Consider the following 23,903-nt stretch of genomic DNA (forward strand, 5'->3'; position numbering starts at 1 on the left):
CCGCGCTCAGCGATAAACCGGGAAATCAGCGCACAGGGCAGACACGTGCTTGGCCACGTTGGCCTCGACATCGGCGTCGCCGAGGTTGTCGAGGATGTCGCAGATCCAGCCGGCCAGCTCGATGCATTGCGGCACTTTGAAGCCACGCGTGGTCACCGCCGGGGTGCCGATGCGCAGGCCCGAGGTCACGAACGGCGACTGCGGGTCATTGGGTACAGCGTTCTTGTTGACGGTGATGTGGGCGCGCCCCAGGGCGGCGTCCGCCTCTTTGCCGGTCAGGCCCTGACGGATCAGGCTGACCAGGAACAGGTGGTTGTCGGTGCCACCGGAGACCACATCGTAGCCACGCTTGATGAACACCTCGGCCATGGCCTGGGCGTTGTCGATCACCTGCTGCTGATAAACCTTGAAGCCCGGCTCCAGCGCTTCCTTGAAGCACACCGCCTTACCGGCGATCACATGCATCAGCGGGCCGCCCTGGGCGCCGGGGAATACGGCGGCGTTGAGTTTCTTTTCGATGGCTTCGTTGGCCTTGGCCAGGATCAGGCCACCGCGTGGACCGCGCAGGGTCTTGTGGGTGGTGGTGGTGACGACGTCCGCGTAGGGCAGCGGGTTCGGGTACAGACCGGCAGCCACCAGGCCGGCGACGTGGGCCATGTCGACGAACAGCAGCGCGCCCACCTTGTCGGCGATCTGACGGAAGCGTGGGAAATCCAGAGTCTTGGAGTAGGCAGAGAAACCGGCCACCACCATCTTCGGCTTGTGCTCCACCGCCAGGCGCTCGACTTCGTCGTAGTCGATCAGGCCGGTGTCGGTGTTGATGCCGTATTGCACCGCGTTGTACAGCTTGCCCGAGGACGACACTTTGGCGCCGTGGGTCAGGTGGCCGCCGTGGGCCAGGCTCATGCCCAGAATGGTGTCGCCGGCGTTGATCAGCGCCAGGTACACCGCGCTGTTGGCCGATGAGCCGGAGTGCGGCTGCACGTTGGCGTAATCGGCGCCGAACAGCTGCTTGGCGCGCTCGATGGCCAGGGCCTCGACCTTGTCCACGTGCTCGCAGCCACCGTAGTAGCGCTTGCCCGGGTAGCCTTCGGCGTATTTGTTGGTCAGGCCGCTGCCTTGAGCTTCCATGACGCGCTTGCTGGTGTAGTTCTCCGACGCGATCAGCTCGATATGATCTTCCTGGCGCTGCTCCTCGGCATTCATCGCCGCCAGCAGTGCGTCGTCATATCCCTGGATCTGGTCTTGTTTGCTGAACATCGCGTCTCTCCCAGCCTTTCGTATTGTTGAGGCCCGTGCAGGGCCCTTTGATGCGATGGTAGGGCTGGCGCGGGCAGGTCAAATGCCTGCGGACGCCACGCAAAGGCGCGTTTACGACATAGCAGCAACAACACAGAACTAAATGTGGGAGGGGGCTTGTGTGGGAGGGGGCTCGCCCCCGATAGCGGAGTGCCAGCCACTGATAGACAAACTGATAGACCGCAATCGGGGGCAAGCCCCCTCCCACAAGGGTTAGGCGATGATCTGACGGATGAGTAGCAGCAGGAGGAAATGCAAGGGATAGAGGCCATAGGCCCAGCGGCGCATCGCGGGTGGTGAGGCGCTTGTGGGATGTCGTAATAAGACCAATCCCGCCAATGGCGCAATCAGGCATGCGGCCAATCCCATTAACGCGACCGGCGTGCCGCTGCTGAGCAAAACCTGCCATTGATTGGCACCCACGCAGACCAAACCCGGCAAAACGCTGAAATACCAGGGTCGGCTGAATACCAGCAGCATCGCCATCGGCAGCAATACACCGAAAAAACCGAACATCAGGTGCGAGGAAAATACAGCGCCTATCGTAAGGGCAATCAGCGCCAATCCTCGATCAAAAAGCGCTTTCTGCTGCCATCCTCGCGCAACCAGCAATCCCAGCGCCAAGGTCGGCAACACGTTCAACGTATCGGCATCCTCGATGAACATCCGGTAAGGCACTTCGCTGATCACGCTGAACAGCAGCAGCCAGCCCAGGTAGCGCCACTGCCCGATCACCGCCACATTCCGGACCCGGTGCAGATTGGCCGCGATCGCCAGGCAAAACCACGGGAACGCCAGGCGCCCCGGCACATACAGACCATCCAGACTCAACCCCACATAGCGCAGGTGGTCCAGCACCATGCTCAGCAGCGCCAGCCACTTGAGTAGGTCCAAAGCGCCATCTCGGACACGTCCGACAGGCAGGGTGTGAGTAGCGTGCATAATTCCCCATCGACTTTGCATTTACAGTGCGTGCGCCCCCCTCCCAATCTTGGTTAAAGTGCGCACCAACATCGACCACAGGAATGGGCCATGACTGACAAGAGCCAACAATTCGCCAGCGACAACTATTCCGGCATCTGCCCGGAAGCCTGGGCCGCCATGGAACAAGCCAACCAGGGCCATCAACGCGCCTACGGCGATGATGAGTGGACCCATCGCGCCGCCGACGGTTTCCGCAACCTGTTCGAAACCGACTGCGAAGTGTTCTTTGCCTTCAACGGTACCGCGGCCAACTCCCTGGCGCTGTCCTCGCTGTGCCAGAGCTACCATAGCGTGATTTGCTCGGAAACCGCCCACGTCGAGACCGACGAATGCGGCGCGCCGGAATTTTTCTCCAACGGCTCAAAGCTGCTCACCGCGCGCACCGAAAACGGCAAGCTGACCCCCGAATCGATCCGCGAAATTGCACTCAAGCGCCAGGATATCCACTACCCGAAACCGCGCGTGGTCACCCTCACCCAGGCCACCGAGGTCGGCAGCGTCTATACCCCGGAAGAAATCCGCGCCATCAGCGCCACCTGCAAGGAACTGGGCCTGAACCTGCACATGGACGGCGCACGCTTCTCCAACGCCTGCGCGTTCCTCGGCTGCTCGCCAGCCGACCTGACCTGGAAAGCCGGCGTGGACGTGCTGTGCTTTGGCGGCACCAAGAACGGCATGGCCGTGGGTGAAGCGATCCTGTTCTTCAACCACAAGCTCGCCGAAGACTTCGACTACCGCTGCAAACAGGCTGGCCAGCTGGCGTCCAAGATGCGCTTCCTCTCTGCGCCGTGGGTAGGCCTGCTGGAAAACGACGCCTGGCTCAAGCATGCCCGCCACGCCAACCGCTGCGCGCAATTGCTCAGCAGCCTGGTGGCGGACATTCCCGGCGTGGAATTGATGTTCCCGGTGCAGGCCAATGGCGTGTTCCTGCAACTGTCGGAACCGGCTATCGCAGCACTGACGGCTAAGGGCTGGCGCTTCTACACCTTCATCGGCAAAGGCGGCGCGCGTTTCATGTGTGCGTGGGATACCGAGGAAGAGCGTGTAAGGGAATTGGCGGCGGATATCAGGGAAGTGATGAACGCCTAAAGTAGAAATCAGACCAGCCCGTGCTGGCCGTTTGCCGAGTCTGTTTTTTGATATTTCTGACAGCAGCGCGCTGCGATTTCATTGTCTAGCCTCTTGGAACCCGGAAGGAAAACGCAGCGATGCCTGCCCCCTTTCGGGTTTATGACCTGCCGAATGTTCGGCGGGAAATACCTATCCAATGGAGAGCTTAATCATGGAATATCAAAACAATTTCAGCACCCTGCAGGGCGATGACACCGTCACCACCACCGTTATCGACTGGGATGAGTTCAGGAAACACGCCAAAGTCGGCGACACCATCCGCGAGCCATCCAGGACGTTGCGGATCTACGACAAAGTCTATGAACTGACAGCATCAGGCCAGCATTTCGTCGTACACATCTACGCCCAGTAATCCTCCACACTGATCGTTCCCACGCTCCGCGTGGGAATGCCTCCCCTGGACGCTCCGCGTCCCACCCAACTCAAGGATGAGCACGTGGGCAGAAGCCGCTACGTCATCACCGAACCCGAAAAACCGCACTTTCTAACCTGTACCGTCATGGAGTGGCTGCCGCTCTTCACCCGCAGTTACCTGGTGGACCGTCTTTTGGATTGCTGGCGATATCAGCAAAGCAATCACGCTTTACAACTGTTTGGCTACGTCGTACTGGAAAATCACTTGCACTACGTTGCCCAGGCACCCGACTTGGGAAAATGCGTCAGCCAATTCAAATCCTTCACCGCCCGCACCATCATCGACGACCTGCAGAACACAGGTGCGGAGCGCGTATTGCAGCGCCTGCGTTTCAGCAAACGGGCACACAAGGCAGATCGTGTTTATCAGCTGTGGCAGGAAGGCTCCCATGCAGAACTGGTCTACAGCGAGGCAGTCATGCGGCAGAAGCTTGACTACATCCATCACAACCCCGTGAAACGAGGCTATGTGGACCGGGCAGAACACTGGCGGTATTCCAGCGCTCGCAACTATGCAGGGATGGAGGGGTTGATCGACATCCAGCCCTGGCTCTGATGAGACGCGGGACGCGGAGCGTCCCAGGAGGTGTTACCACGCGGAGCGTGGGAACAATCAGTGTTCAGTGATCCCGATCGTTCCCACGCTCCGCGTGGGAATGCCTCCCGCGACGCTCCGCGTCACCCGCGCGCGGGTCAGAACTCGATGCGCACGTCGCCCTTGGGCACGCTGCAGCACGACAGGATGTAACCCTCGGCTTCGTCCTCTTCGGTGATCCCGCCGTTGTGTTCCATCTCGACTTCCCCGCCGAGCTTCATCACTTTGCATGTGCCGCAGATGCCCATGCCGCATGCCTTGGGGATCAGCAGCCCCAGCTTGGCCGCTGCCGCATGCACGGTTTCGCCCGGTGCCACACGGATGCTCTTGCCCGAGGCAATGAATTCCACCTGGTGCAGGTCCGCCAGATCGACCTCGGGGGCGTCGGCGGCTTGTTCGGCTTGCTCCACCGCGTCGGCCCGCGCTTCCGGCGGTGTCGCGCCGAAGGATTCTTCGTGATAACGCGCCATATCGAAGCCGGCGGCTTCCAGCAGGCGCTTGACCGCGCTCATGTAGGGCGTGGGGCCGCAGCAGAACACTTCGCGCTCAAGGAAGTCCGGCACCATCAGTTCCAGCATCTTGTGGTGCAGGTAGCCGCGATAGCCGGCCCAGGGTTCGCCCAGGCCATGTTTTTCGCAGATCAGGTGCAGGCTGAAGTTGTCGATCCGCGACGCCATGTGCTCCAGCTCGCGGTGGTAGATGATGTCTTTGGGCGAGCGGGCGCTGTGAACGAACGTCATGTCGACATTGGCGTTGGTGTCGTAGAACCAGCGCGCCATGGACATCACTGGCGTGATCCCCACGCCACCGCTCAGGTACAGCACTTTGGGGCTTGGGAAGTCGATGGCGTTGAACAGCCCCACCGGCCCGTGCACCGCCAGTTCCTGGCCTTCATGCAGCGTGTCATGCAGCCAGTTGGAAACACGCCCGCCCGGCACGCGCTTGATGGTCACCGAGAAGCTATACGGCACCGACGGCGAACTGGAGATGGTGTAGGAACGCATGATCGGCTGGCCTTCGATCTCCAGCTCAAGGGTGACGAACTGCCCGGGTTTGAAGAAGAACAGGATCGGTTGGTCGGCCATGAAACAGAAGGTGCGCACGTCCCAGGTTTCCTGGATGACTTTGACGCAACGGACGATGTGCCGACCATTGGCCCAGGTCTGGGTGGTTACCGGGTTCAGGAAGCTGTTGGACATACTGTTCTCCACCGCCGAGGCTCGGCCTTATGGTGGCGATTCTGCGTAACGCGAGAATCCGCCATTTACCTATCTGCGACATTCACATACTTACCGCGACCAGCCCCCAACCACAGGGGGTTGCGCGTCGGGATCAGATTGGGCCATGTCGCCCATGGATAAGGTTCGACCCAACGCCGGGCCCACACTCGCTCCCAACGAAGACGCTTTCTTTACGCCTTGCACAGCACCAACCGTAGCCACTATTCGCCGGCCACACAGAATGGCCCTGAGGACATACACGATGGACGTCACCGCAACCTTGAGCTTGGGCGATCCGCTGGAACCCGCACGCAAGGCCACCGCGCAGATGCTGCAAGAGCGCGAGCGCACCTTTTCGCTGCCGCAGCCGTTTTACTCTGATGAGCGGCTGTTCGATATCGACATGCAGGAAATCTTCCAGAAAGAGTGGTTGATCGCCGGCATGACCTGCGAAATCCCCACCAAGGGCAACTACCTGACCCTGCAAGTGGGCAAGAACCCGATCATCGTGATCCGTGGCGCCGACGGCGTGGTGCATGCGTTTCACAACGTGTGCCGCCACCGTGGCTCGCGCTTGTGCACCAGCGACAAAGGCAAGGTGGCCAAGCTGGTCTGCCACTACCACCAATGGACCTACGAGCTGGACGGTCGCCTGCTGTTCGCCGGCACCGAGATGGGCGCCGACTTCGACATGAAGCAGTACGGCCTCAAGCCCGTGAACGTGAAGACCGCCGGTGGCTACATCTTCATCAGCCTGGCCGAAAATCCACCGGCCATCGATGACTTCCTGTCGACCCTGAACCATTACATGGAACCCTACGACATGGAGAACACCAAGGTGGCGATTCAGACCACCTTGTTTGAAAAAGCCAACTGGAAGCTGGTACTGGAAAACAACCGCGAGTGCTACCACTGCAACGCGTCGCACCCGGAACTGCTCAAAACCCTGCTGGAATGGGACGACGTCACCGACCCGCGCGCCGACCAGGCGTTCAAGGACCACGTCGCCGCGTCCGCCGCCGCCTGGGACGCCGAGAAGATCCCTTACGCACACGCCAGCTTCGGTTTGCGTAACCGCATCGTGCGCATGCCGTTGCTCAAGGGCACCGTGTCGATGACCCTCGATGGCAAACAGGGTTGCGCCAAGTTGATGGGTCGCATCAAGAACCCCGACCTTGGTTCGATGCGTATCCTGCACCTGCCCCATTCGTGGAACCACTGCATGGGCGACCACATCATCGTGTTCACCGTGTGGCCGATCAGCGCCCAGGAGACCATGGTCACCACCAAGTGGATCGTGCACAAGGATGCCGTGGAAGGCGTGGACTACGACGTCGACCGCATGCGCCAGGTGTGGGACGCCACCAACGACCAGGACCGTCGCCTGGCCGAAGAAAACCAGCGCGGCATCAACTCCACCGCTTACCAGCCAGGCCCGTACTCCAAGACCTATGAGTTCGGTGTGGTGAACTTTGTGGACTGGTACAGCGAGCGCATGCTGAACAACCTCGGCGCCGCGCCAGCGCCCTACCTTAAGGGCGTGGCCGCACACGAATAACTGACACGCCGTAGATCGAAATGTGGGAGGGGGCTTGCTCCCGATAGGGATGGATCAGCTTGCACATGCATTGGCTGATACTCCGCTATCGGGAGCAAGCCCCCTCCCACACTTGTACCAGGCGCTGAACAATATTTGATCAACTCTCACGCGGACCGCTAAAAGCCGGCCCTCCAGCCTTTACCCAACAACTTATCCACAAAGACACCCACAGCAATTGTGGGCAAGTACCGGCCCCCTTCAAAATTAAACCAGGAAAATCCGTGACTTATTCAAACCAATGGGTTTAACAGGTCCCTGGTCGTTTTTTGATCAAACAACCGCAACCCACGGATTACTTGGCCTGTAGCACTACGCGAACACCTTATCCACAGAAGCACCAACAGACTTTGGGGGCAACTTTACCCACACTGTGGAAAACCACGGCAAACCTGCATATATCGGGGCGTCCAGCCCTTTTCAGGGCCGAGAAAAGGATGATTGATCAGATTTTGATCAGACCGAGGAAAGCCTTTGTTTATAAGGCTTTCAGCCGACAGCGAACATCTTATCCACAGAAGCGCCAACAGACTTTGGGGGCAAGTCTGGACCTCAGTACGGGGAAAAACCGAGGAAAAACCGCGAGTTAGGCTGGTTGTTTTTCGTACAGAGGCTTACGGGGCCCGATATACAGGGCGTCTAGCCAACCGCGAACAGGTTATCCACAGGCGGTTCAACAGCGATTGTGGGTAAAGCACAGGTCCAATGTGGGAGGGGGCTCGCCCCCGATAGCGGTGGGTCAGTTACAGCGCTATCAACTGACACTCCGCCATCGCGAGCAAGCCCCCTCCCACAAGGGTTCAGCGTACGACACCTTCTTCTATCAGCAGCTTGAGAATGGCCTCAGCGCCCGCCTCCGGGCTCAGGCCCTTGAGCACCTGCCCGCCGCCGCCACTGGCCTTGGCTGTAGCGGCTTTCATGCGGTCGGCGCCGCTCTTGGCCTTGATCACCTTCAGGCGCTTGGGCCGGGGCTTGGCCGGTTGCAGCAGCGCCCCTGTGAATAACTCATCCTGTTCGATCTCGACTTCGTGAGCGGCAAGCTCGCCACGCTGCGCCGGCCCATAGGCGCTCTGCCGAGGCTTGGGCGCGGCGTTATCCACCGTCGCCAGGAACGGCAGGCGGACCTTCAGGCGCCGTCGCTGGCCGCGTGGCAGCGCCTGCAGTACATGGGCCACACCGGCGTCGATGGACTCGACGTGAGCCAGCCCCACAATCAGTGGCCAGCCCAGCTGCTCGGCCAACAGGAACGGCAACATCCCCGAACCTTCGCCGGTTTCCGCCTGGCTGCCGGTAAGCACCACCTGGGCACCGGCGTCGCGCAGATATTCACTCAACGCCGGCAACGCATCGGCGCCTGCCGGCTGTTCCAGCACGTGCAATTGCGGCAAGCCCATGCCCAGGTAGCTGCGTAAGGTGGGTTCGTGGATGTCGCCCGCGTGCAGCACCTGCAACTTGTCCCCAGCCATCTGCAGGCCCAGTTCGACGGCGCGGGCGTCCTGTTCGGCGCGGCGCGGGCGCCCGGAAGTGGGGTGGGCGCCAACGGATACCAGGCTGATTACATTGCTTGTCATGGTCATACCCCTAAGCTGCATCGCGCTTGGCGCCGTTGCGGTGGGCCTCGACTGCTGCGATCAAGGCTTGCAGAATCGCGGCGCTTTCGCCGATCACCGACAGGTCGGCACGCTTGATCATGTCGCAACCCGGGTCGAGGTTGATCGCCACCACCTTGTCGCAGGCACCGATGCCTTGCAGGTGCTGGATCGCCCCGGAAATGCCCACGGCCACGTACACCCGCGCCGTGACCCAGGTGCCGCTGGCGCCGACCTGACGGTCACGCGCCATAAAGCCATCGTCCACCGCCACCCGCGAAGCGCCTTCGGTGGCGCCCAGGGCTGCGGCGGCCTGGTGAAACAGGGCCCAGTCCTTCACGCCGTTACCGCCGGAGAAGATGAATTCCGCTTCGGCCATGGGAATCGCTGCCGGGTCCACCGCCACCGCGCCGAGGTCTTCGATACGCGGCAGGCTGCGCGCCAGGGTTGTGGATAACTCCACGGGCAGCGCTTCGTGACGGGTTTCGCTGACGGGCTCCGCACACTCCACGGCGGCGAGAATCAAGCGTGGCAGCGGTCGCGCCAAGTCTTGCTGGCCCGCACCGGCGCGGCCGATGCACTCCTCACCCTTGATCTGCCACACCCGCGTGGCGGGACGTTCCTTGAGACTGGCGGCGAAGCGTCGGCCCAGTTCGCCGCCACCGCTGCGGCTGTCAGGCAGCAACCAATGGCGTGGGTTGAACTGGTTATCCACAGCGCGCAAACCTTGCACGCGTTGCTCCGGTGAATAACCTTCGAACTCATGCCCCTCCAGCACCAGCAGGCGATCAACGCCGGCTGTCGCAAACGCGCTTTCCTTGTGTTCGCCAAACACCACCGCCAGCACGGCGCCGTCACTGCCGGCCAGTTGGCGAGCGAGGCCGAGCACGTCGCGGTCGTGGCTGCTCAGGCGGCCGCCGACCATGTCCGGCACCACGTTGATGTAGAACGCCGGCGCTGTGATCTGATGCAACGGCAACTGCACTTCCACTGCGGCGGCACGCTTGGCCGCGCCGCCCTGCTGGGCGCCACTGCGGTCGATGCGCTTGATACCGTTGGGGCCGATAAATCCCACACCGTGCAGGTTTTTGCGAATGACGCCGTTCGGCCCCATCCAGCTGTGTTGCGCCGGCTGCATGGCCGCGTGCAGCGGATGCAGGCGGTTACGGGCGATCCATTCGGCGCGGGGATCGCGGCGGATAATGTCGCTCATCAATGCACCTCCGCAGGTTCACGCGTGTTGGGCGCTTTGGCCGGTGCCGCGTCTTCGAGCAAGGCGTCGGCCACCAATTCGGCAATGTCTTTGATCAAGGGGCGCGGTTCGACCACGCCTTCGAGCATCGCCGTGCACTGCGGGCAGCCCACAGCCACCAGTTCGGCGCCGGTTTCGCGGATGTCTTCCATGCGCATGTCCGGGATACGTTGCTTGCCGGGAATGTCGGTGATCGGCGCACCGCCGCCGCCGCCGCAGCAGCGCGAACGGAAACCCGAACGTTGCATTTCCTTGACCTCGATGCCCAGCGCCCGCAGCACTTGGCGCGGCGCCTCGTACTCGCCGTTGTAGCGGCCCAGGTAGCACGGGTCGTGATAAGTCACGCTGGTGCCTTTGTGCTGGCCCAGGTTCAGAGCGCCCTCGCCGATCAGCTCGGCCATGAAGGTGCTGTGGTGCTGCACGAGGTAGTTGCCGTTGAAGGCACCGTATTCGTTTTTCAGTACATGGAAACTGTGCGGGTCACAGGTGACGATGCGCTTGAAGCTGTACTTGGCCAGGGTCTGGATATTGCGCGAAGCCAGCAACTGAAAGGTCGCTTCATCGCCCAGGCGGCGTGCCACGTCTCCGCTGTCGCGCTCTTCCAGGCCCAGCACGGCGAAGTCGACGCCGGCCGCCTTGAGCACTTTGACGAACGCGCGCAGGGTGCGTTGGTTGCGCATGTCGAAGGCACCGTCGCCGACCCAGAACAGTACGTCGGCACTGCCTTTTTCGCTGAGCAGCGGCAGGTTCAGATCCGCCGCCCAATTCAACCGGCCGCCGGGTGCGAAGCCGCCAGGGTTGTCGGTGGCGATCAGGTTTTCCAGAACTTCGGCGCCCTTGTTCGGCGTAGCGCCTTTTTCCAGGGTGAGGTGGCGACGCATGTCGACGATGGCGTCAACGTGCTCGATCATCATCGGGCACTCTTCCACGCAGGCGCGGCAGGTGGTGCATGACCACAGGGTCTCCGCGTCCACCAAGCCATTGACGATCGGCTGGTGCGGGTTGCCGCCGTGTTCGCCAATTGGCTTGCCTGGATACGGGCTCCCGGCGAATTTTGCATCGGTGCCGCCGGCCAGGCCGACCACCATGTCCTGGATCAGCTTTTTCGGGTTCAGCGGCTGGCCCGCGGCGAACGCCGGGCACGCGGCTTCGCACTTGCCGCACTGCACGCACGCGTCGAAACCAAGCAGTTGGTTCCAGGTGAAGTCCTTGGGTTTTTCCACGCCCAACGGCGCGGTTTTATCGCTGAGGTCCAGCGGCTTCAAGCCGGTGGAGCGGCCGCCGCCGAAGCGTTCGGCACGGCGGTGCCAGGCCAGGTGCAGCGCACCGGCGAAAGCGTGTTTCATCGGCCCGCCCCAGGTCATGCCGAAGAACATTTCGGACACGCCCCACAGCACGCCCACGCCGAGCAACGCGGCCAGCAGCCAGCCACCAAAATCAGCGGGCAGGATCCCCGCCACCGGCAGCGTCACCAGGAAAAAACTGACCGAGAACGCCATCAGGCTTTTCGGCAGGCGCATCCACGGCCCCTTGGACAGGCGCGAAGGTGGGTTGCGCCGACGCAGGAACATGAAGATGGCACCGACAAACATCAGCACCGAAGCCAGCAACAAGGCGTAGCCGAGGATGCGGTTGTGCAGGCCGAAACCGTGCACCAGCACCGCCAGCAGCGCCGACAGCACAAAGCCCAGGGCCGTGGCCACGTGGGTATTGGCGATGTATTTGTCGCGGGCGACCACGTGGTGCAAGTCGACCATGTAGCGCTTGGGCATTGCCAACAGGCCGCCGAGCAGGTCGACTTTGGCGGCGCGGCCACGGCGCCACATGTTCGCCCGGCGCAGGGCACCGAGGACGGCAAGGCCCAGGGCGGCAAACAACAGAATAGGCAGCAAGGTGTTCAACATGGTGAAGCTCCCACAGACCACACAAAACTAATGTGGGAGGGGGCTTGCCCCCGATAGCGGTGGGTCAGCTACAGCTGTATCAACTGACACTCCGCCATCGGGGGCAAGCCCCCTCCCACATTTGAACCCAGTCGGCTTAGAAATCCTTGCAAAGGCGCAGGGCGTCATAGATCGCAGCGTGGGTATTGCGCTGGGCCACACAGTCACCGATGCGGAACAGCAAGTACCCCTCGCCCGCTTCGCTCAGGCACGGCTGCGGCTTGATCGCAAACAGGGCTTCGACGTCAATCTGGCCCTTGTTGCGCGAACCTTCCTTGAGCCCGTAATAGATCGCCTCGTCCGGACGCACGCCGTTCTCCACCACCACCTGGTCCACCACGCGCTCTTCCTTGGCCCCGGTGTATTCGTTCTCCAGCACCGCCACCAGCTTGTCGCCCTCGCGGTAGACCTTTTCCAGCATCATGTCGCCGGTCATGATCACTTCCTTGGGGTACATGCTGCGGTAGTAGGTCGGGAACGACGTACCACCGATGGCCACGCCCGGCTTGATGTCATCGGTGACGATTTCCACCTGGCTGCCTTTGTCGGCCAGGAAGTCCGCCACCGACATGCCGGTGAATTCGCAAATGGTGTCGTACACCAGCACGTTCTTGCCCGGCGCAACCTTGCCGTCGAGCACGTCCCAACTGCTCACCACCAGGCCTTCGGCAGCGCCCCAGTGTTCGTTCTGTTCGATGAACGGATGCCCGCCGACCGCCAGCACCACCACGTCCGGGCGCAGGTCGAGGATGGTGTCGGCGTCTGCCGCCACACCCAGGCGCAGGTCGACTTTCAAGCGCGCCAGCTCCAGCTGGAACCAGCGGGTGATACCGGCGATCTGGTCGCGCTGCGGCGCTTTGGACGCCGTGGTGATCTGCCCACCGATAAATTCTTTCTTTTCGAATAGGGTCACATCGTGGCCACGTTCGGCGGCGACGCGTGCGGCCTCCATACCGGCCGGGCCCGCCCCCACGACCACCACTTTACGCCTGGGCCCGGTGGATTTTTCGATAATGTGCGGCACACCCATGTATTCACGGGAGGTCGCGGCGTTCTGGATGCACAGCACATCCAGGCCCTGGTACTGGCGATCGATGCAGTAGTTGGCGCCGACGCACTGTTTGATCTGGTCGATCTGGCCCATCTTGATCTTGGCGATCAGGTGCGGGTCGGCGATGTGCGCACGGGTCATGCCGACCATGTCCACATAGCCGCCTTCCAGAATGCGCGTGGCCTGGTTCGGGTCCTTGATGTTCTGCGCGTGCAGCACCGGGACTTTCACCACTTCCTTGATACCGGCCGCCAGGTGCAGGAATGGCTCCGGTGGATAACTCATGTTCGGGATCACGTTGGCCAGGGTGTTGTGCGTATCGCAACCCGAGCCCACCACGCCGATGAAGTCGAGCATGCCGGTGTCGTCGTAATACTTGGCGATCTGCTTCATGTCCTCGTGGGACAGGCCGTCCGGGTGGAACTCGTCGCCGCACAGGCGCATGCCCACGCAGAAGTCGTCGCCCACTTCGGCGCGCACCGCCTTGAGCACTTCCAGGCCGAACTTCATGCGGCCTTCGAAAGTGCCGCCCCATTCATCGGTACGCTTGTTGACCCGCGGGCTCCAGAACTGGTCGATCATGTGCTGGTGCACGGCGGACAGCTCGACGCCATCCAGGCCACCGGCCTTGGCACGGCGCGCGGCCTGGGCGTAGTTGCCGATCACGCGCCAGATTTCTTCCGGCTCGATGGTCTTGCAGGTGGCGCGATGCACCGGCTCACGTACGCCGGACGGCGACATCAGGGTCGGCCAGTTGAAGCCGTCCCAACGCGAGCGACGGCCCATGTGGGTAATCTGGATCATGATCTTGGCGCCATGCTTGTGCATGGCGTCGGCCAGGTTCTGGAAGTGCGGGATGATGCGGTCGGTGGACAGGTTCACCGAACTCCACCATTCCTGGGGGCTGTCGATGGCCACCACCGAGGAGCCGCCGCAGATGGCCAGGCCGATGCCGCCCTTGGCTTTCTCTTCGTAGTACTTCACATAGCGGTCGGTGGTCATGCCGCCGTCGGTGGCATACACCTCGGCATGGGCGGTACTGAGCACGCGGTTGCGGATGGTCAGTTTGCCGATCTGGATCGGCGCAAACATTGCTTCGAAAGCCATGGCACGGTCCTCGGCTTACAACGGTTTGACGGTGAACAGGCCATCGTCGTGGCCCTCTTCGGAGCCTCCGTAGACTTGTTCGGCCACAGTGCGAATCTGGCTGCCACGCGCTTGAAGGATCTGGTCCATCGCGCCGGCAAACCAGCCGGTGAACATGTAATCCACCTTGCGCCCGACCTTGCCGTACACGTAGACAAAGGCCGAATGTTCCAGCGTGACGCTGGCGGTGCCCTTGTCGAGGTCGATGTCCTGGATCTTGAACAGGCCCCAGCCGCGTTGCGACAAGCGTTTCATGTAGTGCTCGAACACTGCGACGCCTTCCAGGCCATGGCATTCGGCTTCTTTTTCACACCAGTGCCAGGCGGACTTGTAGCCGGCCTTGTAGAGAATCTCGGCGTAGGCCTCGGCGCCCAGCACTTCTTCGATGCCCATGTGGTTGTTGACGAAAAAATGACGGGGCACGTACAGCATGGGCAGGGCGTCGGAGGTCCAGACACCGGTTTCGCTGTCGACTTCGATTGGCAATTGCGGGGCGATCTTGGCCATGGAAACTTAACTCCAGAAAAATTCGTTGTGGTGTTGCCGATGGGTGTCTGGCTTATTCGCCCCAGACGTCCTTCAAGACGTTGACCCAGTTCTCGCCCATGATCTTGCGCACCACACGCTCAGGGTGGCCGCGCTTGAGCAGGGTCTCGGTGAGGTTGGGAAACTCGCCCACGGTGCGGATGCCCAGCGGGTTGATGATCTTGCCGAAGCTGGTCAGGCGGCGGGCGTAGCCTTTGTCATGGGTCAGCATTTCGAAGAAATCCTGGCCATGGCCCTGGGTGAAGTCGGTGCCGATGCCGATGGCGTCTTCGCCGACGATGTTCATGGTGTATTCGATGGCTTCGGCGTAGTCGTCGATGGTCGAGTCGATGCCCTTGGCCAGGAACGGCGCAAACATGGTCACGCCGACAAAGCCGCCGTGGTCGGCAATAAACTTAAGCTCTTCATCGGACTTGTTGCGCGGGTGCTCTTTGAGGCCCGAGGGCAGGCAGTGGGAATAGCACACCGGTTTTTTTGATTCGAGGATGACTTCTTCGCTGGTCTTGGAACCGACGTGGGACAGGTCGCACATGATGCCGACGCGGTTCATCTCGGCGACGACCTCGCGGCCGAAGCCCGACAGCCCGCCGTCACGCTCATAGCAGCCGGTGCCTACCAGGTTCTGGGTGTTGTAGCACATCTGCACCACACCGACGCCGAGCTGCTTGAAGATCTCGACATAGCCCAACTGGTCTTCAAACGCGTGGGCATTCTGGAAGCCGAAGATGATGCCGGTCTTGCCCTGCTCCTTGGCCTTGCGGATATCGGCGGTGGTTTTCACCGGGATCACCAGGTCGCTGTTTTCGCGGATCAGGGTCTGGCTGGCAACGATGTTATTGATCGTGGCCTGGAAGCCTTCCCACACCGACACCGTGCAGTTGGCGGCCGTCAGGCCACCTTTGCGCATGTCTTCGAACAGGTCGCGGTTCCACTTGGCGATAATCAGACCGTCGATAACGATGCTGTCGGCGTGCAACTCGGCTGGGCTCATCAGGCGTCCCCTTATTGGCGATTCATGCGCCGAATCGTCTGCCGGCGCTTTGGGGCCAGCATATGCCCAGGGGCCGACGGAGCCGGGTGCAAAAACGACAGGGGAATTGCCGAAAGCGTCAATCTGCGACAAAGCCTGTGTGGACATGCCTGACTGGCGGCTGTTCTTTGTCTGACGCTTGAGCCAGAATTCGGCATCACCTGATATGAGACGGCGCAATGAAATCGATTTTCCTGGCTTTGGCACTCATCGCAACCGGCGTCCACGCGGCCGAAGACACCGACAACACGCCGTGCGACGGCATCGAGAACGACCAGCAAACCCTGGAATGCGCCACCTACAACAAAACCACCGCCGAGCAATTGCTCAAGGATAACTACCAGGGGTTGCTCGAACGCATGGGTTCAACCTATGGCAGCGACAAGACCAAGCTGGCGGACATTACCGCCCGTCTGAAGGATGCCCAGCAGAAGTGGGAAAAACTGCGTGACGCCGATTGTGCGGTAGACACCTTCCCGGCGGTGACCGGCACCAAGGCCTATGCCATTGCGCAGAATGATTGCCTGGCGCGGATGAGCGATGAGCGGTCGGAGTTTTTGGAGTCGATTGGGCAGGAATAAGCGACAATCCTGCGACTTTCTTCTGAATCAGGGCTTTTCATGACTTTCTGCGGCATCGAAATCAAAGGCAGCGAAGCCATCATCGCCGTCGCTTCCCTGGACAACCAGGCACTGACCCACGTCGCCCTGGCCACCAAGAAAATCGCCCTCGAAGACGACGACGAAGCCGCCAACGTCAAAGCCTTCGCCGTCCAGGTGAAGGCGTTTGTGCAGGCAAACGCCATCACCCATATCGCGATCAAGAAGCGCAGCAAGAAAGGCGAATTCGCCGGCGGCCCGACCACATTCAAGATCGAAGGGGTGTTTCAGTTGCTGGAGGGGGTCGAGGTGACGCTGCTGTCGCCGCAAACCATCAATGCGCAGAACAAAAAACACAACTTCGAACTGCCGGCGACGCTGAACAAATATCAGCATGAAGCCTTCAAGACGGCGTGTTCGGCCCTGCTGAAAAAATAAGCCACACCGAAAATCCAATGTGGGAGGCTCCCCCGATAGCGTTGGGTCACGATCGTTCCCACGCTCCGCGTGGGAATGCCTCCAGGGACGCTCCGCGTCCCGCCATCTGCTGCACAGGTGACGCAGAGCGTCACGGGCTGCATTCCCACGCTGCAGCGTGGGAACGATCTCTAATCCACTGTGGGAGGGGGCTTGCCCCCGATAGCGGTGGGTCAGAAAAAGCTGTATCAAATGACTGCCCGTCATCGGGGGCAACCCCCTCCCACATTCGATCCGTGTGCGTTGAAACTGTGGCTGAAAAACACTCAAACCACCTCTCGTCGTCGGTCCTCCCTGGGGCACTTGGCGAACCTTGCGCGATAGCTGCGGGTGAAATACGACGGCGACTCAAACCCGCACGCAATACTCACTTCCAGCACGCTCATATCGCTCTGGCGCAGCAATTGCCGGGCTTTTTCAAGGCGCAGTCCCAGGTAGAAGTTGCTCGGTGTGTCGTTCAGGTGCAGGCGGAACAGGCGCTCCAGCTGGCGCCGTGTGACCTTGATCGCTTCGGCCAGGGCCAGGGTGCTCAGGGGCGGCTCGGTGTGCTGCTCCATCTCGCCGATCACCTGCACCAGCTTCTTGTTGCTGATGCCGTAGCGCGTGGCGATCTGCATGCGCTGGTGATCTTTGCGCGGGCGGATGCGGCCCAGCACGAACTGTTCGGAGACCTGTACCGCCAGGTCCGGGCCATGGGCCTGGGCGATCAGGTCGAGCATCAGGTCGATGGATGCAGTGCCGCCCGCGCAGGTAATGCGCCGGCGGTCGATCTCGAACAGCTCCTGGGTGACCGTCAGGTGCGGATACGACTCCTTGAACGCATCGATGGCTTCCCAGTGCAGGGTCAGGCGATGGCCGTCGAGCAGGCCCGCTTCGGCCAGCACGCAGGCGCCGGTGTCGATGGCGCCCAGGGTGACGCCCTCGTGGTCGAGGCGCCGCAGCCAGTGTTCCAGCGCGGGCGTGGCGAACTGCAGAGGCTCGAAGCCAGCCACCACCAGCAGGGTCGCGCCTTTGTTCAGCGGCTCCAGTGCGGCGTCGGCATTCACCGACATCCCATTGCTCGCCAATACTGCCCCGCCATCGGCGCTCAAGACGTGCCAGCGGTACAGCTCGCCACGAAAGCGATTGGCCACCCGCAGCGGCTCCAGTGCGGAAATAAAGCCGATGGCCGAGAACCCCGGCATCAGTAAAAAATAGAAATCCTGGGACATGGTGGCGCTCTCGTCGGGCGGGCAGCGTGGCACTGTGATACTCCCGTTCATGGGCGGATTCAAGGGGCAGGTCGCTGCAGTGCAAAAGCTGGTCGCCGTCGTGCGCTTTACCGGCCCCCAAGCTGCGTAACGTGATGCCACGGTGCACAAAGACACCGGCCCACAATAACGACCTGCCGAGGGATTCACCATGAACCGACTGATCAGCCGCAGCGTGCTTGCACTCAGCGTCAGCGCTATTTTGAGCACCCCCGTCATGGCAGCGGATGCCGCTTCATGCCAGAACGTGCGCCTGGGCGTGGTGAACTGGACCGACGTGATCGCCACCAGTGCCATGACCCAAGTGTTGCTCGACGGCCTCGGCTACAAGACCAAACAGACCAGCGCCTCCCAGCAGATCATCTTTGCCGGCATCCGCGACCAGCGCCTGGACCTGTTCCTGGGCTACTGGAACCCGCTGATGACCCAGACCATCACCCCGTTCGTCGACGCCAAGCAAGTCAAGGTGCTCGACAAACCGAGCCTGGAAGACGCCCGCGCCACCCTCGCCGTGCCGACTTACCTGGCGGACAAGGGCCTGAAAAGCTTTGCCGATATCGCCCGGTTCGAAAAAGAGCTCGGCGGCAAGATCTACGGCATCGAGCCGGGTTCGGGCGCCAATACCCAGATCAAGGCGATGATCGCCAAGAACCAGTTCGGCCTGGGCAAGTTCCAGCTGGTCGAATCCAGCGAAGCCGGCATGCTCGCCGCCGTCGACCGGGCCGTGCGCCGCAAGGAAGCCGTGGTGTTCTTCGGCTGGGCGCCGCACCCGATGAACGTGAACGTGGCGATGACTTACCTCAGCGGCAGCGACGACGCCCTGGGCCCGAATGAAGGCCGCGCAACGGTATGGACCGTCACCTCGCCGACCTACGCCGAGCAGTGCCCCAACGTACACAAGCTGCTGACCAACCTGACCTTCACCGCCGCCGACGAGAGCCGAATGATGCAGCCGTTGCTCGACCACAAGGATGCCCTTGAGTCCGCCAGGCAGTGGCTCAAGGACCATCCGCAAGACCTGGCGCGCTGGCTGGAAGGCGTCACCACCTTCGACGGCAAGCCGGCGGCGGCCAACCTTCAACTAAGCAAGCAATAACCTGATTTGAACCCCCATTCGCGCTCGTCCCGGTCGCGAAGGCACCCCCACGCCTGTAAGGAACCCGCCCCATGAACCACGACGTCATCATCACCTGCGCACTCACCGGTGCTGGCGACACGACCGCCAGAAGCCCGCACGTGCCGGTCACCCCCAAGCAGATCGCGGCCGCCGCCGTGGAAGCCGCCAAGGCCGGTGCAACGGTGGTGCACTGCCATGTGCGTGACCCGCACACCGGCAAGTTCAGCCGCGACGTGGCGCTGTACCGCGAAGTGATGGAGCGCATCCGCGAGGCCGACATCGACATCATCGTCAACCTCACCGCCGGCATGGGCGGCGACCTGGAGATCGGCGCGGGCGAGGACCCGATGGCGTTTGGTCCCAACACCGACCTGGTCGGTCCGCTGACGCGGCTGGCCCACGTCGAAGAACTGCTGCCGGAAATCTGCACCCTCGATTGCGGCACCCTGAACTTCGGCGATGGCGACACCATTTACGTGTCCACCCCCGCGCAATTGCGCGCCGGTGCCAAGCGGATCCAGGAACTGGGCGTGAAGGCCGAGCTGGAGATTTTCGACACCGGCCACCTGTGGTTCGCCAAGCAGATGATCAAGGAAGGCCTGCTCGACAACCCGCTGTTTCAACTGTGCCTGGGCATCCCGTGGGGCGCACCGGCCGACACCACCACCATGAAAGCCATGGTCGACAACCTGCCCGCCGACGCGGTGTGGGCCGGCTTCGGTATCGGCCGCATGCAGATGCCGATGGCCGCGCAAGCCGTGCTGCTGGGCGGCAACGTGCGGGTCGGCCTGGAAGACAACCTGTGGCTGGACAAAGGCGTGCTCGCCACCAATGGCCAACTGGTGGAGCGCGCCAGTGAAATCCTCAGCCGCCTGGGGGGAAGGGTCATGACCCCGGCCGAGGGCCGAATCAAGATGGGCCTCAAAAAACGCGGCTAACTCCCCGCTGAAACCGGATCAAAAATGTGGGAGGGGGCTTGCCCCCTCCCACATAGGTTCATCACATTATTCAGGAATGTCGTCATGAGCTTTATCACTGAGATCAAAACCTTCGCCGCTCTGGGCAGTGGCGTGATCGGCAGCGGTTGGGTGTCCCGCGCCCTCGCCCACGGCCTGGATGTGGTCGCCTGGGACCCGGCGCCCGGTGCCGAAGCCGCACTGCGCAAACGTGTGGCCAACGCCTGGGGCGCCCTGGAGAAACAAGGGCTGGCAACCGGCGCATCCCAGGACCGCCTGCGCTTTGTGGCCACCATCGAAGAATGCGTGAAAGACGCCGACTTCATTCAGGAAAGCGCGCCCGAACGCCTGGAACTCAAACTGGATTTACACAGCAAGATCAGCGCGGCGGCCAAGCCGAATGCATTGATCGGCTCGAGCACCTCGGGCCTGTTGCCAAGTGAGTTCTATGAGGGCTCGACCCACCCCGAGCGTTGCGTCGTCGGCCACCCGTTCAACCCGGTTTACCTGCTGCCCCTGGTGGAAGTGGTCGGCGGCAAGCACACCGCGCCTGAGGCGATCCAGGCGGCGATCAAGGTCTACGAATCACTGGGCATGCGCCCGTTGCATGTGCGCAAGGAAGTCCCCGGTTTTATCGCCGATCGCCTGCTCGAAGCCCTGTGGCGCGAGGCGTTGCACCTGGTCAACGATGGCGTGGCGACCACCGGCGAAATCGACGATGCCATTCGCTTCGGCGCGGGCCTGCGCTGGTCGTTCATGGGCACCTTCCTCACCTACACCCTCGCGGGTGGCGATGCGGGCATGCGCCACTTCATGGCGCAGTTCGGCCCGGCATTGCAGTTGCCCTGGACCTACCTGCCGGCACCGGAACTGACCGACAAACTGATTGACGATGTGGTCGACGGCACAAGCGATCAACTCGGCAACCACAGCATTGCGGCGCTGGAGCGCTATCGTGATGATTGCCTGCTGGCGGTGCTGGAGGCAGTGAAGACCACCAAGGCCAAGCACGGCATGAGCTTCGCCGAATAATTAAAGGTGGGAGGGGGCTTGCTCCCTCCCACATTTTTGACCGAGTAGACATCCATGCCTGCATTGAAAACCTACACCACCAAAATCCAACCGGACTGGGTGGACTACAACGGCCACCTGCGCGACGCGTTCTACCTGCTGATCTTCAGCTACGCCACCGACGCGCTGATGGACATACTGGGCCTGGACAGCGACAACCGCGAAGCCAGCGGCCACTCGCTGTTCACCCTGGAGCTGCACTTGAACTACCTGCACGAAGTGAAGCTGGGGGCCGAGGTGCAAGTGCATACCCAGCTGATCGCCCATGACGCCAAGCGCCTGCACCTCTATCACAGCCTGCACCTGGTGGGCGGTGACGAGGCGCTGGCGGGCAACGAACAGATGCTGCTGCATGTCGACCTGGCCGGCCCCCATGCAACGCCGTTCACTGAAATCACGCTGGAAAGACTGACGGCCATCCGTGCGCAACAGGCCGAGCTGCCGCCCCCCGTGCTGCTCGGCCGTGTCATCGGTTTGCCCATAAAAAAAGCCCCGATCCAGCCGTGACAGGATCGGGGCAGAGGTGCCTTGTGTGAGCCGTGCGTCCCGAGGGTGACCAAACCGTCAAGCCGTGTGCCTGGGTTCAGTGTGCCGGTAAGCGCCGGGTGTGCATGGCCCGAAAACGACACCCTCATAGCCATCCGAGGCATTCACGCATTCGGCCCTTGCCGACCGCTGGGGCGGCTACCAGAATCGAGGTCGACCCCCGCTCTTCTCACCAGGATAGACGCCATGATGCATGCGGATTTGATTGACCAGGATGACCTGCTGGGCCAGCTGCGCTCACTGGGTTTTGAAGTGTCCAGCGGTGCCAGTGCCGAGCAGGCGTGCGAGTGCGCAGTACGCGGTTTGAGCGAGGCACGCGCCAGGGCGCTCAAGGGCATGGTTGAACAGATGTACGGCGGCAGCGCGACGATTTTGCCGGCGGTGCGCCAGGCGATCGATAAGCAGTTGTTGCCGGCGTTGATGCACTTCAGGCAGAGCTCTGGCGCCTGACAGAGCGCTATCGGGGGCAAGCCCCCTCCCACATGTGGAATGCATTCCCCTGTGGGAGGGGGCTTGCCCCCGATGCCGACGACGCGATCTAAAGCCTTACACTGGCAAATGTGGACTCGTTCCTGGCCTGACTCAACGCCGACATCGGCCCCGCCAGGGGTGACAAGGTCAGTGCCTGCGGAATCGGCATCATCGCCACCTGCTGGGTGGTGTTGGAACCCACGCGCTCATCGCGCGGCGGAATGCCGAAGTATTCGCGGTAGCACTTGGAGAAATGCGGCGTCGACACAAACCCGCACACCGACGCCACTTCGATGATCGACATCGGCGTCTGCTTGAGCAGTTGCCGTGCGCGAATCAGGCGCAACTTGAGGTAGTAGCGCGACGGCGAACAGTGCAGGTATTTCTGGAACAGCCGCTCCAGCTGGCGCCGCGACACGGCAACGTAGACGGCCAATTCGTCGAGGTCGATGGGCTCTTCCAGGTTGGCTTCCATCAGCGCAACGATTTCCTGCAGCTTCGGCTGGTTGGTGCCAAGCATGTGCTTGAGCGGCACGCGCTGGTGGTCTTGTTCGTTGCGGATGCGTTCGTACACAAACATTTCGGAGATGGCTGCCGACAGTTCACGGCCGTGGTCGCGGCTGATCAGGTGCAGCATCATGTCCAACGGCGCGGTGCCGCCGGAGCTGGTAAAGCGGTTGCGGTCGAGGGTGAACAGGCGTGTGCTCATGGCCACGCGGGGGAAAGCTTCCTGCATCGACGCCAGGCATTCCCAGTGCACGCTGCAATCGAAACCATCAAGCAAGCCCGCGCAGGCCAGGGCCCAACTGCCGGTGCAGACCGCACCGAGACGGCGCGATTGGCGCGCCTGGCTTTGCAGCCATGACACATGTTCGCGGGTGACGGTACGCTGGATGCCCACGCCACCGCACACGATCACCGTGTCCAGGGCCGGCGCCTTGTGCATGGCCGCATCAGGGGTGATCTGCAGGCCGTCGCTGGCCCACACCTGGTTGCCGTCGACGCTCAGGGTTGTCCAGCGATACAGCTCGCGGCCGGACAATTGGTTGGCCATGCGCAGGGGTTCCACGGCCGAGGCCAGGGAAATCAGCGTGAAATTGTCCAGCAGCAAAAAGCCGATGGATTGAGGCGCACGGTTCTGGGGTTGGGCCCCTGAGTTGAACGACGTCATCGCAGTATCTCCTCACACAAAGCGGGTGATGGCCTCAGGCGAGGCTCTTGTTATTGCACTCGTCTCCTGCGAGGGAGAGAGGCTTTGAATTGATAGAGCAAATGCCATGCCTAAAATTGAATGGCCGTCCAATAACTCCTAAAAACGACGTTTTGACGCGTCTATATAAGCCCGCCCGGGAAGTGTGGGATATGAGCGAAAAGGATGTAGGAATTGTCTCCCACAGGGCCTGTGAGCAAATCGGTAGCACTTGTGGGAAGGCGCTTTGAGGGCATCCGAGAAGTCTGTCACCGCAAGCACAGATGGCAGGTAGCCAGGCGTCATTCGTTTGCAGCCTACTTATCTGTTTGCGACGCGCTAAAAGGTGGCGCTTTTGGTTGCGGTGTTCACTTTATGAGCAGTGCTGGCTGTACTGGCGCTATCGGGGGCAAGCCCCCTCCCACAGTTG

At 61.7% G+C, this 23,903-nt stretch carries 22 protein-coding genes; 11 read left to right on the top strand and 11 right to left on the bottom strand.

Features of this window, described 5'->3' with window-relative positions:
* Nucleotides 1-6 precede the first annotated feature (6 nt).
* Both glyA and SC318_RS24555 read right to left on the bottom strand, forming a co-directional pair.
* Complete coding sequence (gene glyA, locus SC318_RS24550; RefSeq protein ID WP_124388503.1) at nucleotides 7-1,260, bottom strand: serine hydroxymethyltransferase; 1,254 nt, start codon at nucleotides 1,258-1,260, stop codon at nucleotides 7-9.
* Between the two features lie 252 nt (nucleotides 1,261-1,512).
* On the bottom strand, nucleotides 1,513-2,241 hold the full coding sequence (locus SC318_RS24555) for a TraX family protein (protein WP_320431285.1): 729 nt from the start codon (nucleotides 2,239-2,241) through the stop codon (nucleotides 1,513-1,515).
* 90 nt (nucleotides 2,242-2,331) lie between these two features.
* On the opposite strand from SC318_RS24555, the gene SC318_RS24560 reads away from it, so the two are divergent.
* From SC318_RS24560 to SC318_RS24570, 3 genes are all read left to right on the top strand, one after another.
* Complete coding sequence (locus SC318_RS24560; RefSeq protein ID WP_124388505.1) at nucleotides 2,332-3,372, top strand: threonine aldolase family protein; 1,041 nt, start codon at nucleotides 2,332-2,334, stop codon at nucleotides 3,370-3,372.
* Between the two features lie 193 nt (nucleotides 3,373-3,565).
* Nucleotides 3,566-3,766: a hypothetical protein gene (locus tag SC318_RS24565; protein WP_320428787.1), complete on the top strand. Its 201-nt coding sequence runs from the start codon at nucleotides 3,566-3,568 to the stop codon at nucleotides 3,764-3,766.
* 84 nt (nucleotides 3,767-3,850) lie between these two features.
* Nucleotides 3,851-4,384 carry an REP-associated tyrosine transposase gene (locus tag SC318_RS24570; RefSeq protein WP_320428788.1) on the top strand — a complete coding sequence of 178 codons (534 nt, stop codon included), beginning with the start codon at nucleotides 3,851-3,853 and terminating at the stop codon, nucleotides 4,382-4,384.
* A 137-nt stretch (nucleotides 4,385-4,521) separates the two neighbouring features.
* Here the strand turns inward: SC318_RS24570 and gbcB are convergent, their stop codons facing one another.
* The gene (gene gbcB / locus SC318_RS24575) at nucleotides 4,522-5,622 is read right to left on the bottom strand and encodes a glycine betaine monooxygenase reductase subunit (RefSeq protein WP_320428789.1); all 1,101 of its coding nucleotides are present in this window, start codon (nucleotides 5,620-5,622) and stop codon (nucleotides 4,522-4,524) included.
* Between the two features lie 283 nt (nucleotides 5,623-5,905).
* Between gbcB and gbcA the strand changes: the two genes are divergently transcribed.
* Nucleotides 5,906-7,201 carry a glycine betaine monooxygenase oxygenase subunit gene (gbcA, locus tag SC318_RS24580; RefSeq protein ID WP_124388507.1) on the top strand — a complete coding sequence of 432 codons (1,296 nt, stop codon included), beginning with the start codon at nucleotides 5,906-5,908 and terminating at the stop codon, nucleotides 7,199-7,201.
* Between the two features lie 839 nt (nucleotides 7,202-8,040).
* Here gbcA and SC318_RS24585 read toward each other — a convergent pair.
* The 6 genes from SC318_RS24585 to SC318_RS24610 all read right to left on the bottom strand — a co-directional run bounded on the left by SC318_RS24585 (nucleotide 8,041) and on the right by SC318_RS24610 (nucleotide 15,758).
* Nucleotides 8,041-8,811: an electron transfer flavoprotein subunit beta gene (locus SC318_RS24585; protein WP_320428790.1), complete on the bottom strand. Its 771-nt coding sequence runs from the start codon at nucleotides 8,809-8,811 to the stop codon at nucleotides 8,041-8,043.
* Between the two features lie 10 nt (nucleotides 8,812-8,821).
* Nucleotides 8,822-10,042, bottom strand: coding sequence for an electron transfer flavoprotein subunit alpha (locus SC318_RS24590; RefSeq protein ID WP_320428791.1), 1,221 nt, complete (start codon nucleotides 10,040-10,042; stop codon nucleotides 8,822-8,824).
* Nucleotides 10,042-11,985 (bottom strand): dimethylglycine demethylation protein DgcB, encoded by a 1,944-nt coding sequence (gene dgcB, locus SC318_RS24595; protein WP_320428792.1) that lies wholly within the window; start codon nucleotides 11,983-11,985, stop codon nucleotides 10,042-10,044. Before dgcB ends, SC318_RS24590 begins: the two co-directional genes overlap by 1 nt.
* Nucleotides 11,986-12,121: 136 nt before the next feature.
* Entirely contained in the window at nucleotides 12,122-14,182 is a 2,061-nt protein-coding gene (gene dgcA / locus SC318_RS24600; RefSeq protein WP_320428793.1) for a dimethylglycine demethylation protein DgcA, read from the bottom strand.
* A gap of 15 nt (nucleotides 14,183-14,197) precedes the next feature.
* Nucleotides 14,198-14,728, bottom strand: coding sequence for a DUF5943 domain-containing protein (locus tag SC318_RS24605; RefSeq protein ID WP_320428794.1), 531 nt, complete (start codon nucleotides 14,726-14,728; stop codon nucleotides 14,198-14,200).
* A gap of 52 nt (nucleotides 14,729-14,780) precedes the next feature.
* Nucleotides 14,781-15,758 carry a dipeptidase gene (locus SC318_RS24610; RefSeq protein WP_122716685.1) on the bottom strand — a complete coding sequence of 326 codons (978 nt, stop codon included), beginning with the start codon at nucleotides 15,756-15,758 and terminating at the stop codon, nucleotides 14,781-14,783.
* 218 nt (nucleotides 15,759-15,976) lie between these two features.
* On the opposite strand from SC318_RS24610, the gene SC318_RS24615 reads away from it, so the two are divergent.
* On the top strand, nucleotides 15,977-16,378 hold the full coding sequence (locus SC318_RS24615; protein WP_320428795.1) for a lysozyme inhibitor LprI family protein: 402 nt from the start codon (nucleotides 15,977-15,979) through the stop codon (nucleotides 16,376-16,378).
* Nucleotides 16,379-16,417: 39 nt separating this feature from the next.
* Nucleotides 16,418-16,834, top strand: a complete 417-nt coding sequence (locus tag SC318_RS24620) for a DUF3010 family protein (RefSeq protein ID WP_320428796.1) — start codon at nucleotides 16,418-16,420, stop codon at nucleotides 16,832-16,834.
* Nucleotides 16,835-17,139: 305 nt separating this feature from the next.
* On the opposite strand, the gene SC318_RS24625 is transcribed toward SC318_RS24620, so the two are convergent.
* Nucleotides 17,140-18,084: a GlxA family transcriptional regulator gene (locus tag SC318_RS24625; protein ID WP_320428797.1), complete on the bottom strand. Its 945-nt coding sequence runs from the start codon at nucleotides 18,082-18,084 to the stop codon at nucleotides 17,140-17,142.
* Nucleotides 18,085-18,274: 190 nt separating this feature from the next.
* Between SC318_RS24625 and SC318_RS24630 the strand changes: the two genes are divergently transcribed.
* From SC318_RS24630 to SC318_RS24650, 5 genes are all read left to right on the top strand, one after another.
* Complete coding sequence (locus tag SC318_RS24630) at nucleotides 18,275-19,219, top strand: choline ABC transporter substrate-binding protein (protein WP_320428798.1); 945 nt, start codon at nucleotides 18,275-18,277, stop codon at nucleotides 19,217-19,219.
* A 71-nt stretch (nucleotides 19,220-19,290) separates the two neighbouring features.
* Nucleotides 19,291-20,178: a 3-dehydrocarnitine:acetyl-CoA trimethylamine transferase CdhC gene (locus SC318_RS24635; RefSeq protein ID WP_320428799.1), complete on the top strand. Its 888-nt coding sequence runs from the start codon at nucleotides 19,291-19,293 to the stop codon at nucleotides 20,176-20,178.
* Between the two features lie 84 nt (nucleotides 20,179-20,262).
* Complete coding sequence (locus SC318_RS24640; RefSeq protein ID WP_320428800.1) at nucleotides 20,263-21,228, top strand: L-carnitine dehydrogenase; 966 nt, start codon at nucleotides 20,263-20,265, stop codon at nucleotides 21,226-21,228.
* 54 nt (nucleotides 21,229-21,282) lie between these two features.
* On the top strand, nucleotides 21,283-21,774 hold the full coding sequence (locus SC318_RS24645; protein ID WP_320428801.1) for a thioesterase family protein: 492 nt from the start codon (nucleotides 21,283-21,285) through the stop codon (nucleotides 21,772-21,774).
* A gap of 225 nt (nucleotides 21,775-21,999) precedes the next feature.
* Nucleotides 22,000-22,263, top strand: coding sequence for a hypothetical protein (locus SC318_RS24650; RefSeq protein ID WP_320428802.1), 264 nt, complete (start codon nucleotides 22,000-22,002; stop codon nucleotides 22,261-22,263).
* 88 nt (nucleotides 22,264-22,351) lie between these two features.
* Here the strand turns inward: SC318_RS24650 and SC318_RS24655 are convergent, their stop codons facing one another.
* On the bottom strand, nucleotides 22,352-23,455 hold the full coding sequence (locus SC318_RS24655; RefSeq protein WP_306490658.1) for a choline metabolism transcriptional regulator GbdR: 1,104 nt from the start codon (nucleotides 23,453-23,455) through the stop codon (nucleotides 22,352-22,354).
* Between the last annotated feature and the right edge of the window lie 448 nt (nucleotides 23,456-23,903).

This window comes from Pseudomonas sp. MUP55 (genome assembly GCF_034043515.1).
Lineage (GTDB): Bacteria > Pseudomonadota > Gammaproteobacteria > Pseudomonadales > Pseudomonadaceae > Aquipseudomonas.

What these genes read in the sequence shown, in the direction of transcription:
- glyA (WP_124388503.1), bottom strand. Translation starts at nt 1,260, where the DNA reads ATGTTCAGCAAACAAGACCAGATCCAGGGATATGACGACGCACTGCTG.
- SC318_RS24555 (WP_320431285.1), bottom strand. Translation starts at nt 2,241, where the DNA reads ATGCACGCTACTCACACCCTGCCTGTCGGACGTGTCCGAGATGGCGCT.
- SC318_RS24560 (WP_124388505.1), top strand. Translation starts at nt 2,332, where the DNA reads ATGACTGACAAGAGCCAACAATTCGCCAGCGACAACTATTCCGGCATC.
- SC318_RS24565 (WP_320428787.1), top strand. Translation starts at nt 3,566, where the DNA reads ATGGAATATCAAAACAATTTCAGCACCCTGCAGGGCGATGACACCGTC.
- gbcB (WP_320428789.1), bottom strand. Translation starts at nt 5,622, where the DNA reads ATGTCCAACAGCTTCCTGAACCCGGTAACCACCCAGACCTGGGCCAAT.
- gbcA (WP_124388507.1), top strand. Translation starts at nt 5,906, where the DNA reads ATGGACGTCACCGCAACCTTGAGCTTGGGCGATCCGCTGGAACCCGCA.
- SC318_RS24585 (WP_320428790.1), bottom strand. Translation starts at nt 8,811, where the DNA reads ATGACAAGCAATGTAATCAGCCTGGTATCCGTTGGCGCCCACCCCACT.
- SC318_RS24590 (WP_320428791.1), bottom strand. Translation starts at nt 10,042, where the DNA reads ATGAGCGACATTATCCGCCGCGATCCCCGCGCCGAATGGATCGCCCGT.
- dgcB (WP_320428792.1), bottom strand. Translation starts at nt 11,985, where the DNA reads ATGTTGAACACCTTGCTGCCTATTCTGTTGTTTGCCGCCCTGGGCCTT.
- dgcA (WP_320428793.1), bottom strand. Translation starts at nt 14,182, where the DNA reads ATGGCTTTCGAAGCAATGTTTGCGCCGATCCAGATCGGCAAACTGACC.
- SC318_RS24605 (WP_320428794.1), bottom strand. Translation starts at nt 14,728, where the DNA reads ATGGCCAAGATCGCCCCGCAATTGCCAATCGAAGTCGACAGCGAAACC.
- SC318_RS24610 (WP_122716685.1), bottom strand. Translation starts at nt 15,758, where the DNA reads ATGAGCCCAGCCGAGTTGCACGCCGACAGCATCGTTATCGACGGTCTG.
- SC318_RS24615 (WP_320428795.1), top strand. Translation starts at nt 15,977, where the DNA reads ATGAAATCGATTTTCCTGGCTTTGGCACTCATCGCAACCGGCGTCCAC.
- SC318_RS24620 (WP_320428796.1), top strand. Translation starts at nt 16,418, where the DNA reads ATGACTTTCTGCGGCATCGAAATCAAAGGCAGCGAAGCCATCATCGCC.
- SC318_RS24625 (WP_320428797.1), bottom strand. Translation starts at nt 18,084, where the DNA reads ATGTCCCAGGATTTCTATTTTTTACTGATGCCGGGGTTCTCGGCCATC.
- SC318_RS24630 (WP_320428798.1), top strand. Translation starts at nt 18,275, where the DNA reads ATGAACCGACTGATCAGCCGCAGCGTGCTTGCACTCAGCGTCAGCGCT.
- SC318_RS24635 (WP_320428799.1), top strand. Translation starts at nt 19,291, where the DNA reads ATGAACCACGACGTCATCATCACCTGCGCACTCACCGGTGCTGGCGAC.
- SC318_RS24640 (WP_320428800.1), top strand. Translation starts at nt 20,263, where the DNA reads ATGAGCTTTATCACTGAGATCAAAACCTTCGCCGCTCTGGGCAGTGGC.
- SC318_RS24645 (WP_320428801.1), top strand. Translation starts at nt 21,283, where the DNA reads ATGCCTGCATTGAAAACCTACACCACCAAAATCCAACCGGACTGGGTG.
- SC318_RS24650 (WP_320428802.1), top strand. Translation starts at nt 22,000, where the DNA reads ATGATGCATGCGGATTTGATTGACCAGGATGACCTGCTGGGCCAGCTG.
- SC318_RS24655 (WP_306490658.1), bottom strand. Translation starts at nt 23,455, where the DNA reads ATGACGTCGTTCAACTCAGGGGCCCAACCCCAGAACCGTGCGCCTCAA.